We start from the raw sequence: 10,807 nt of genomic DNA on the forward strand, positions 1-10,807 counted from the left end.
TTCGGGGTAGAATGGTATAACGCCGTCTCATCGCTCGTGCTTGGATGAGAGGCGTGACGCACGGGATATTGTTGTTGGAAGGAATGTACGTATGCTGCGTGCAATGATCGTTGATGATGAGGCGCCAGCCCGTTCCGAGCTTCGGTTCCTGCTTGAGCAGACGGGGAAGATCGGTTCGATCAACGAGGCGTCGAGCGTTCGCTCGGCAATAGAAATGCTGATGGAGAATCGGGTGGACGTTGTGTTCCTGGATATCTCCATGCCGGGCGCATCGGGCATTCAGCTCGCTGAGGCGCTGCACAAGCTCAAGAACCCGCCCGCCGTGGTCTTTGTGACCGCCTATAGCGACCATGCCGTTGAGGCGTTTGATGTCGATGCCACCGATTACCTGATGAAGCCGGTTGAGGAAGCCCGTTTGGATCAGGCGATCAACAAGGTGCTCGCGCGCGTCAAGCCCACATCGGACAGTAGCAAGAGCTCTATCGAGCGCATCCCCGTCGAGAAGGGTGGCCGCAAGGTCCTTATTCCCGTCGACCAGATTCGCTACATCATGGCCAAGGACGATTATTCCTGCATCTTCACGGAGGATGATCGATACCTGTCCACCACCTCGTTGGCACAGTTTGAATCGAAGCTGGGCGACTTTGGGTTCTTTCGCGTGCACCGTCGCTACATTGTTAACCTCGCCAACGTCGAGGACGTCGAGACGGTGCCCTCTGGCGCTATTCAGCTGGGCGTGTCGGGTGTAGATGACCGTATCCCGGTTTCTCGTCGCAGGGTGGTTCCCCTCAAGAAGGCGCTCAATCTGTAGCGAGGAATTGAAAGAGCATAGAAAAGAGGCTTCCATGCAGATTCAGGAAGGGCATGCCAAGCGCATCGATATTGTTTCTGATACGCACGGACACCTCTCAGCGGAGCTCCTTGAGCAGATCGCCGGTGCGGACCTTATTGTCCATGCCGGCGATCTTACGTCTGAGATGGATTACGAGCACCTGTGCTGCATCGCCCCGGTGCGCGCGGTGCTGGGCAACAACGACTACTATCGCGACTACGGTCCGGATGTAGCGCGCCTGTGCGAGTTCGACTACGAGGGGCTGCGTTTCGCCGTCGCTCACTATCAAGAGGATTTGCCCGTTACCGGCGTGGACGTTGCCGTGTGCGGCCACACGCATCGTTCCAAGATCGAGAGATCTTGCGGACGCCTGCTGATCAATCCAGGTTCCGCCACGCTGCCGCGAGGGACAAGGACGCCGAGTATCGCGCGTCTCTATGTAGGTGATGGCGCTGTTATGTCGGCAGAGATCATTCCGTTGAAGTAGGGGTGGGCGCGCCGGCTTTTACGGCGAAACCGTTGCGTTACGGCTGGTTGTGGACGTCTTGTGCATGGCCGCAAACTTTTTCTAAAAAAGTTCTTGCGTGCAAAACGCACCTCTGTATATACTAGTCCCCGCAGCAATTCGCTGAGGGGAGTTAGCTCAGTTGGTTAGAGCGCCGGCCTGTCACGTCGGAGGTCGCGGGTTCGAGTCCCGTACTTCCCGCCATTTGAAATGGTAAGCCTCACTTCGGTGGGGCTTTTTTAGTGCATCTTAAGTCAATGCTTTTCCGGCGGCGCGACATCGTGATATAGATTTGCTGGTGTTATTTGATGAATATACGAGCATCGTTTTGCATGTTGCCGACGCTTGGGTATATCAGCTGTATCATTACGGTATCCTCTAGCGCGTGAATTATTCTTTTGGAAGGTTAATCCTGCGTGTTATGTGGGGCGATTGATTATTGAATACTTAATCTCCGTTATGGTAAGGTCAAATCCATTGGTTTTCAGGTACCTGTTTGCATAGTCCGACCTGATCTGTGCGCGTGGTCTCTCCGCGCGCGCAAACTAAGGGTTGGTCGAGCAAGAAGGATAGGGGAGAGATGGACATTTCAAGGAAGACGGACTACGCCCTGCGCATGTTGGCGATGCTGGCAGAGGACAGGGATAGTCTCCTTTCTGTGAGAACGGCGGCCGAGAAGGTTGACGTTCCGTATTCTTTTGCGCGCTCGATCCAGCATGGGCTGGTGCTTGCAGGCATTGTCGAGAGCCTTCGCGGCGTGCATGGCGGCATGCGCCTTAAGGTCGATCCCGCCCAGATCACCATTCGCCAGGTTGTCGAGGCAATTCAGGGCCCGTTGGTTATGAACGAGTGCACCGCTCCCACCGCTGACTGCGCCCGTATGGGCGGTTGCTGCTATCATCCCCTGTGGGTTGGTACGCAGGCCCTGGTTCACGACTATCTTGATTCCGTCACATTGGATGACGTGGTGAACCGTCGCCTGAGCCCCGCGGTCGATCCCAAGTTTGCCGATCGCGACCGTTTTTACGAGTATGTAAGCTGTGGCGAGGGCTGCCGCGCTGCCGAATAGGCCGCATGTGCGATCCTTGCCGCAAGGGACAAGGAGCTTCGCCATCATGATGAATCGTGACCCCTTCCGCACCCTGGTTCGCGCGGAGGGGGTTCGTTTGTATAGGGACCTTCCGTGGAGAAACACGCGCGACCCCTATGGCATTTGGATTTCAGAGGTCATGCTGCAGCAGACGCAGGTTCCGCGCGTGTTGACGCGCTGGGGAGCATGGTTGGATAGATTTCCCAGCGTGCAAGCTCTTGCCCAGGCGCCCGTGGCAGACGTGCTCGAGGAGTGGCAGGGAATGGGGTATAACCGCCGCGCGTTGGCGCTTAAGGGCGCGGCGGAGGCAATTGTTGCCGAATACGATGGCGAGATCCCGCAAGATGCCCGCCGGCTTTGCGCACTTCCCGGTATAGGTCCGGCGACGGCGCAGGGCATTCGGTCGTTTGCATTCGATCTTCCCGGCGTGTACCTAGAGACCAACGTGAGAACCGTCTTCCTGCATCATTTCTTTCCCGACGTGCCCGGCGTGCCCGATCGCGAGCTTGTTCCACTTGTTCAGGCGGCATGCCCCGCATGCGAGGATGCGGCGGGCGATTTGTTTGCCATCGCTCAAGATGAGAACGATACGCCGCGATCTTGGTATTACGCGCTTCTGGACTACGGTGCGCATCTTAAAAAGACCGTCCCCAATCCTTCACGGCGCTCCAGCTCCTATACGCGCCAGTCTGCGTTTGAGGGTTCGCGCAGGCAAAAGCGCGCTCATATTGTGCGCATGCTGCTTGACGCCTCCAAGTGCGGGGAGCTGTTGGGCATTGATGAGATCGCGGCGGGGGTTAATGATATGGAGCTCAAGGCGGGCCGTCCGCACGTCGAGTGCGAGCTGGTTGCATCCATTCTTGACGACCTTGAGCGCGAAGGCTTTTGCGTGCGCGGGGAGAGCGGGGGCTTGGACGTGTGGGCCATCTGCTCGTGAGTAACGCGGCTATGATACTTGATAGGAATGAATCCTAATTATTTGGACAATGGCGTGCTTGGAGCGACTCTGCTAGGGGTATAATCCAAAGACGGGCACGGCAAAAGCGTGTCCGCACGGTGCCGGATACTATTCGCCATATCCGGCAAGCGTAGTGCGCGGTGGTCCGCGCAGAGAGGAAGTACACCATGGATTTTGAGAACTCCCAGACAAAGAAGAATCTTGAGACCGCTTTCGCGGGCGAGTCCCAGGCCCATACCAAGTATCGTTACTACTCCTCCAAGGCCAAGAAGGAGGGCTACGTTCAGATCTCCAACATCTTTATGGAGACCGCGTTGAATGAGTCGGAGCATGCCAAGCTGTGGTTCAAGTACCTGCATGAGGGCGAGGTGCCCGACACCCTGACCAACCTCAAGGATGCCGCCGCCGGCGAGAACTATGAGTGGACCACCATGTATGATGAGTTCGCCAAGACCGCTGACGAGGAGGGCTTCAAGGAGATCGCGGCCAAGTTCCGCGGCGTCGGAGCCGTCGAGAAGGCTCACGAAGAGCGCTATCTCAAGCTTGCCGAGCGCGTTGAGAAGGGCGAGGTCTTTACCCGCGAGGGCGTTAAGGTGTGGAAGTGCCTCAACTGCGGCCACCTGCATGTTGGTCCCGTGGCGCCCGAGCTCTGCCCCGTATGCGCCCATCCCAAGGCTTACTTTGAGGAGCAGGTTGTTAACTACTAGGGATTCTCGTCCCCGCGCTCTATAGCGCGTTATGGGGGGACAGCCTTCCTCGTCCATGTTATCTGCATGCATCGCATAGCTTTATAGGGGCCGCCCCGCCTGAGACGTCGTGTCAGGCGGGGCGGCCTTATTGCGCGGGTTGGCCAAGCGCGTGCGGCGAATGTCGTCTTGGCATCCAGCGATGGCGCGGCAGCGTGAGGTATATGTTGGACGCCCCGGGGTATGAGTGTGGAGCAGGGCGCGAGCGCGGCCGTGCAGTAGCCGCAGGCGTCCACAGGGGGGATATTGTTGATGCGCAAACCTATCGAGCTCATTGCAACATGCGATGGGGCGTACCTGGCGCCGCTGCGAAGCGCCATGGCTTCTTGCGTGATCAATAACCCGGGCGAGAGCTTCTGCCTGCACCTGCTGCACAGCACGGTGGACGAGAAGAGCCTGCTGCATATGGATGCCTATTGTCGCTACCTTGGCGTCGACTTTTGCGCCCACGGCATAGACCGCTCTTTGTTTGATGGCGCCTACGCAAGCAAGCGTTATCCGCAAGAGGTGTATTACCGTCTTCTTGCGCCCCATGTGCTTGCGGAGGTTGAGGGGAGGGCCTTGTACCTTGACCCGGACGTGCTGGTAATCAATCCCTTGCGGCCTCTTGTGGAGGCCGATCTTAAGGGGCGCGCGTTCGCCGCGGCATCGCATTTGGATGCGGCGCACCCCGTTACGGGCATCAACAAGATTCGCCTGGATACCACGGGGGCGTATTTCAACACGGGCGTAATCTTGATGGACATGTCCGTCGCTCGCCGCGCGATCGACCCTGCGGGCATGATGGCATATGCTCGCGACCATGAAGCGGAGATGCTCTTTCCCGATCAAGACCTGTTTTGCGCGCTCTACGGCGCATCCACCCTTGAGGTTCCGGACAAGCTGTGGAACTACGATGCCCGCAAATACACGGACTACCTGGTGAGAACGGGTGGAGAGAGCACCATGGCGTGGGTGATGGAAAACACCTCGATCCTGCACTTCTGCGGCAGGGATAAGCCATGGAACGTTGGCTATCATGGTCGATTCGACGCGCTGTATAAGAACTATATGATGATTGCCGCCCGCGCTGCAGAGCGCGCTTGGGCAGAGGGAGAAGAACGTGGACGATAAAAAGTTGAAGGATGCGCTGTTTCTTATTGCATTTGGCGTGGTGCTCTACGTTGGCATGACGCATCTTTCAACGGTGCTCGCCGCGGCCTCCTCCGTGGTCGACCTGCTGCTGCCCGTGCTGATAGGTGCAATCTTCGCATTTGTCCTCAACGTGCCCATGTCTGGTCTTGAGCGCATGTTCCACCAGGCTGGAAAGTCCCTTGGCAGGGAGCTTCCGGTCATTCCGGTGCGTGTGGCGAGCCTGCTGATTACGCTTGCGTGCATTGTGCTTGCGTTTGTGGGTGCGGTTGCCCTGGTGATTCCCGAGTTGATCGAGTCTGCGCGCAGCATCATTCCTCTAGCGCAAGAGAAGATTCCCGAGTGGATCGCTTTTGCAGAGGCGAACGGCATCGATCTGTCTGGATTGGTTCAGCAGCTGAGCGAGCTGAGCCAGAAGGTGTCCGCCGATGGCGCCTCTTCGCTTGTGGGGTCTGCTGCCGTTATCGCTAAGTCGACTATCTTGACCGCCGGAAACACCATGCTTGGCATGGTGATTGCGATCTACTTGCTGCTTGGCAAGCACAACTTCTCACGTCAGGCCCTTATGATCGCGCGGGCAAACCTGCCGGCGGGCGTAGTCCAGAAGATTCGCTTTGTGGGCAATCTCGCGTGCGAGACCTATGCAAAGTTCTTGTCCGGCCAGTTTGTTGAGGCGATCATTTTGGGCTGCCTCATGTACACCACGTTTAAGATCTTCGGTCTGCCCTATGCGGGCATCACCGCCTACCTCACTGGCTTGTGCGCGTTCGTTCCTTATGTGGGCGCATTTTTGTCCGGTGCTTCCGGCGTGGTGCTCACCTTGCTGGCGGATCCCGTAAAGGCGCCCATTTGCCTGGTGGTCTACCTGGCGACCCAGTTTATCGAGAACCAATTTATCTATCCACGCGTAGTTGGCGGGTCCGTTGGCCTGGCTCCCATGTGGGCGCTGCTGGCGGCGATTGTGGGCGGCAAGCTCTTTGGCGTGGTGGGAATCGTCTTCTTCATCCCGCTTGCTAGCGTTATCTACACCTTGGTGCGCGATGACACGCTGGCGAAGCTGGCACGCAAGCGGGGGCAGGACGCTTTGGGCCAGGGCACGGCCATCGAGGAATAGAGTCTTCGGCGCTACCCGGCGGTACCGTTTGAAATGGACGAGTAAAGAACAAATTGAACAGATGTAACTTTATGTATAATCGATCGCCGTACTTTAAACGCGCTACAACATAAAGGAACGCATTATGACCACCCCCGACTTGCACGAGGGCAAAGGCCTTGTTCTGTCTTCTTCCGAACCCGGTTTCCGTACATCGGTGGGCGTTGTTAAGGCAACGCTTATAGCTGCAAGCATAGCGACGGCGGCTGTTACAGCGCCCGTGTTGCTCATGCCTTCTCATGCGCATGCCGCCGCTTCCAATGCCATCCAGTCGCTCGATAGCCTCGATGCTGCAATCAGGGCGCTTGGGGATGCATCCCAGCTTTCCGCCGCGGCGTCCGCGGGCGCGCTTTCTCCTGAAGCCGAGCGTTTGGTTTTGCAGCGAGAGCTTGTCCGCCGCGCCGGCTTCGATGGTCTTACCGAGTACAGCGATCGTTCCGATGCGCACAAAGAGTTTCTCACGTGGTTTATGGGAGACCTGCCGGCGCTGCGCTACTACATAACCGGCGGCACGGTGTGGACCAATAGCAGCAAGGGCCCCGTCTCTTCTGACTACATTACGTCGCTGGACATATTGCGAAGGCTTCGCGAGGAGAATCATGACGATCTTGAGCGCGCGGACGCCGACGTGCATCTGCGCATGATGGTTGCGGCCTCGCTTGATGTTTCGGGTCGCTCCCGCCTCTGGACCGGCGGTCCGGGCTTTGTGTCCGATCCTTTGGTGCGCTATCGCACGCTGAGAATCTTCCGCGATGATTCCAGGTACCGCTTCAAGCGCGATCTTTTCGACAACCTTCCGGTCGAGACCATGCGCTACGTGTTCGAAAACCAGATCACCGACGCCGAACTGCCCTGGCTTGCCAACTATTCTCTGCATCGATTCTCGGCGTACGATGCAAAGTCAGAGGATAGTCGTTTGAACGCGTATTCCTATATCTGGTATACGGGCGATTACTCCGCCAATAACGGTTACAGCAACGCGGCGTTCTACGACGACGCGCTGTTCTCGGGCCCCGTGACCGAGATGAAGCCAACGGACGGCGCGGGAAAGCCGCCTCGCACGTGGGCGGGCGGTTGGAAAGAGAAGTACCGTTTGGAGTATGACGACGCGAACTTCCCAAACGCTTTGGGTCAATAATTCCATATTGGATGCGGAGACACCTCATCGGTTCCCGGCGCTACGCAAGATAAAACGAAGTACCACCGTTTATGGATGGTGTTTGAGAAGGGCGGCGTGTGCGGCGCCCTTGCCAAGACCTTCGCGAATCTCAACGGTATGGTTGGCGTTCCGTCTTTTGTGGTGGGCCAGCCCGGTCACGCCGCAACACTCACCTATGAGCTTCGCGCAAATTCCTCCGGAAAGATGGTCCCCACCTATCGCATCCAAAACGATGTGTCGGGATGGGGAAGGAGCAAAGCGCCGTCCGCAGCGCATTGGCAGTGCGGGTGGGGCGCCTCGTCCACATCTTCCGATTCCGGTAACTACATTCTCTACTCTCAGGACGCCCTTTCTGACTGGGACGGCTATGTGCGCAGTCTTGAAACGCGCTTGCTTGCGTCCACCTTTGAGAACGCGGAGGACCGCTCCGTGATCGCGCAGGCGTCTCGCGGGGCTCAGGAGATCAACTTCGACGCCATTCGCATGCAGATTGACGTTATGGCAAAAAACGGTACCAGCGCTACCGACTGGGAGGTGTTTGCCCAGGGGGTCGCAGAAGACCTGGTGTACTACCCGCTTGCCATGCACGACTTGATAAAGGAGATGGAGAAGCGGGCGGGCGAGGAATCGAAGGTTCGCCTTGAGGCGGTACGACTCGCCGGTCTGCAGCGCTCCTCGACCGTGACTTCGTCCCAAACGGTGAATTCTGATGCGTGCGTTCGCGTTGCCAAGCAGCTTATGGGCGAGAAAGACGGATCCGTCGCGACGTTTTCCTTCGATGGCGAGGACGCGCTGAAGATCAAGCTTGGCGAACACTTGCGCGGCGGCGGGGTTCCTTGGAAGTTCAGCCTTGACGGCGGCAAGACGTGGACGGAGCTTACCGACGGGTCGTATGAGTATCAGCTTACGGAGGAGCAGGCCGAGCTTATCACGGCGGAAAACAACATCATGATTCAGTTGATCGGAGTGAATACGGTCAACTGCATCGATATCCTTGAGGGCGCTAAGGCAACCTTGAAGTGCGAGGCGAACGATCGCGCCAACCGCATCTACTTCTTTGATGGACAGGTTCCCAAGAGCGGCTACCAGATGAAGGTGGACGACGGCAAGTGGGAGCCCCTGGATGTCACCCGTACGTTTGAGGGCGATCGAGTGGTGAAGATTCGCACTGCCCCGTCCGGCGCGACTATGGGCCGGGTGCAGTGCGAGCTCAGCTTTACCGCCAACGAGGGATAGGCGAGCCTTGTCCCTTACGAGGAGATGCGCGTGAACTCGTACTCCTCGTCCCGCGACGGGGCAGCCATGGCGAATCGCGTCATCGATGGTTATTACGGTCCCGGAAACGAATTTTGGATCACAGCCAAAGAGCCAACGGCCAATGCGTGGATTGTTATCGATCTTGGGCGCGAGCGCTCCATCAGCTCGATCGACTACTGGCGCCCTAAAAACTTGAACACCAACGGCATCCCCCGTTGGGGAAGGATGACCGTGACGGTCTCCGCGGCGCCCGATACGGGCCTTCCCGCCGGGAGCGCCATTGACTCCAGCTCATTTGTGGAAGTTGGTCGCTATGGCAGCAACGGCACCTCGATGGCTGGATGGAACGATGCGGACTTAAGCTGTGCGTTGCAATTCCCAAATGGCCCTATAAAGGCGCGCTACTTCAAGATCCATCTCACGGATATCTATTTCAGCGCCACGCTGTTTGATTTCTGGGAGGTCCAAGAACCTGGCCTGGAGGCTCCATCGATAGCGTTCGACCGCGTCGAGGCTGGCTATGGGTCCATTGCCGCGCAGACGGTCGAGCTTTCAAACACCGGCAAGGCGAAGGTGACTATCGAGTCTGTTTGCCTGGACTCCGACGATGCGTTCGAGATCGTTGAACAGGGCGCTCAGGGCATCGAGGCGGGGGCTGTTGACCGTTCGTGGAAGGTGGCACCCAAGGCGGGGCTTTCTGCGGGCTCGTACAGGACCACGCTTCGCGTCGCCTATCGTGGCTCTCATGATTCGTCGCGCCGCGAGCTCGAGATCCCTGTGGAGATCGAGGTTGCCGCAAAGCCGGTAAAGGTGGAAGTTGGGTTTGAAAAGGTTGATGCGACATCGGTGAGGCTGCATGCCGCGGTGAGCGGTGCGGAGGGCGTTGATTATCGCATCCAGTACGCTTTGTGCGAGAAGAACGAGAGGCCGTCTTCCGTTCTTGCTCTTGCAGTAGAGGACGAGCAGGTTCAGGGCAACCCGTTGAACGCGTGGACCGATGACCCCCTCTTCAGCGGTCTTACTCCGGGAGCCACGTACTACGCGTTCGCGCGGGTGCTGGGTATTTCCGGTGTGGACGAGGAAGAGTCGACGGGTAGCTCCCAGCTTGTTGTCGAGGACGCCGATGGGGGAGATGCCGATAGCGAACAGGGCAACGGCTCTGGTGGTTCGGGTTCTGGAGGCGGCTCCGACAACGGGCCTGATAACGGCTCTGACAATGGTTCAGGTAACGGGTCCGACAACGGGCCTGATAACGGCTCTGGCGATTTGGACAACGGGTTGGGAAACGGCAGCGAATCGGGAGATGACAACGACGGGGGTTCGAGCGACGGGTCTAATAGCGGCTCTGATAACGGATCCGGAGACGGCTCTAACGGCGGTGCCGACGGCGGGGCCGAAGACGGCTCCGGCGAAGACTCGGGCGATGACGAAGACGCTCCCGGCATTGACGGGCCGGATGCTCCAGAAGATGAGGGCAGCGGGCAGGAATCCCCCGATACCGGAGCGGGAGACAGCCAGGAGGAAGATCAAGAGGGTCCGGATGACGGCGATCGCACGGGCGGCGGCCAAGCGGGAGAAGCAGCCGAAGATGAGGACGCGGGCAGCACGTCCGAAGAGTTGGAGTCGGCTACGCATCCTGACCTGGGCTCTGCGCACTCCGCGCTCCCCACAACGGGAGATGTCGCGCCTGTCTCCTTGGTCGCCCTTCTAACGGTGGGCGTTGCCAGCATCATTGCGGGGGCGGCCTTGCGTCTTCGTCAGCACGGCGGGGCCTCCAAGCGCTAGGCATCGTCCAAATCTTATACATTCGATTGATCCCGCATCAATATACGAATGAGTCTTATGTCTTAAACGCCTGCGTGGGCTTGCCGTTTGCGGTGCCTGTGCAGGCGTTTGGCGTATATGGGCGCTTACGGAGCCGTGTGCTGGGGATGTTATCGAATGTAGCGATGCCGAGATGGGGGTGACGCTAGGAT

10 protein-coding genes and 1 tRNA gene are annotated in these 10,807 nt (G+C 58.2%); all 11 read left to right on the plus strand.

Features of this window, described 5'->3' with window-relative positions:
* Nucleotides 1-91 precede the first annotated feature (91 nt).
* The 11 genes from B3H65_RS09695 (at nucleotide 92) to B3H65_RS09745 (ending at nucleotide 10,616) form a co-directional block, all read left to right on the plus strand.
* Nucleotides 92-811, plus strand: a complete 720-nt coding sequence (locus B3H65_RS09695) for a LytR/AlgR family response regulator transcription factor (RefSeq protein ID WP_117680032.1) — start codon at nucleotides 92-94, stop codon at nucleotides 809-811.
* A gap of 34 nt (nucleotides 812-845) precedes the next feature.
* Nucleotides 846-1,319: a metallophosphoesterase family protein gene (locus B3H65_RS09700; RefSeq protein WP_009141208.1), complete on the plus strand. Its 474-nt coding sequence runs from the start codon at nucleotides 846-848 to the stop codon at nucleotides 1,317-1,319.
* 145 nt (nucleotides 1,320-1,464) lie between these two features.
* A tRNA-Asp gene (locus tag B3H65_RS09705) sits at nucleotides 1,465-1,541 on the plus strand.
* Between the two features lie 376 nt (nucleotides 1,542-1,917).
* Nucleotides 1,918-2,406: an RrF2 family transcriptional regulator gene (locus tag B3H65_RS09710; RefSeq protein WP_286685076.1), complete on the plus strand. Its 489-nt coding sequence runs from the start codon at nucleotides 1,918-1,920 to the stop codon at nucleotides 2,404-2,406.
* A 49-nt stretch (nucleotides 2,407-2,455) separates the two neighbouring features.
* Complete coding sequence (locus B3H65_RS09715; protein ID WP_286685164.1) at nucleotides 2,456-3,364, plus strand: adenine glycosylase; 909 nt, start codon at nucleotides 2,456-2,458, stop codon at nucleotides 3,362-3,364.
* Nucleotides 3,365-3,552: 188 nt separating this feature from the next.
* On the plus strand, nucleotides 3,553-4,092 hold the full coding sequence (gene rbr / locus B3H65_RS09720) for a rubrerythrin (RefSeq protein ID WP_009141211.1): 540 nt from the start codon (nucleotides 3,553-3,555) through the stop codon (nucleotides 4,090-4,092).
* A gap of 291 nt (nucleotides 4,093-4,383) precedes the next feature.
* Nucleotides 4,384-5,244, plus strand: coding sequence for a glycosyltransferase family 8 protein (locus B3H65_RS09725; protein ID WP_286685077.1), 861 nt, complete (start codon nucleotides 4,384-4,386; stop codon nucleotides 5,242-5,244).
* A complete protein-coding gene (locus B3H65_RS09730; protein WP_286685078.1) occupies nucleotides 5,234-6,376 on the plus strand; it encodes an AI-2E family transporter in 1,143 nt (380 codons plus the stop codon). Before B3H65_RS09725 ends, B3H65_RS09730 begins: the two co-directional genes overlap by 11 nt.
* A gap of 124 nt (nucleotides 6,377-6,500) precedes the next feature.
* Nucleotides 6,501-7,553 (plus strand): hypothetical protein, encoded by a 1,053-nt coding sequence (locus tag B3H65_RS09735; RefSeq protein ID WP_286685079.1) that lies wholly within the window; start codon nucleotides 6,501-6,503, stop codon nucleotides 7,551-7,553.
* A 75-nt stretch (nucleotides 7,554-7,628) separates the two neighbouring features.
* A complete protein-coding gene (locus B3H65_RS09740; protein WP_286685080.1) occupies nucleotides 7,629-8,810 on the plus strand; it encodes a hypothetical protein in 1,182 nt (393 codons plus the stop codon).
* A gap of 30 nt (nucleotides 8,811-8,840) precedes the next feature.
* Nucleotides 8,841-10,616, plus strand: a complete 1,776-nt coding sequence (locus B3H65_RS09745; RefSeq protein WP_286685081.1) for a discoidin domain-containing protein — start codon at nucleotides 8,841-8,843, stop codon at nucleotides 10,614-10,616.
* Nucleotides 10,617-10,807 lie beyond the last annotated feature (191 nt).

This window comes from Collinsella sp. UBA1693, from assembly GCF_002320115.1.
GTDB classification, from domain to species: domain Bacteria; phylum Actinomycetota; class Coriobacteriia; order Coriobacteriales; family Coriobacteriaceae; genus Collinsella; species Collinsella tanakaei.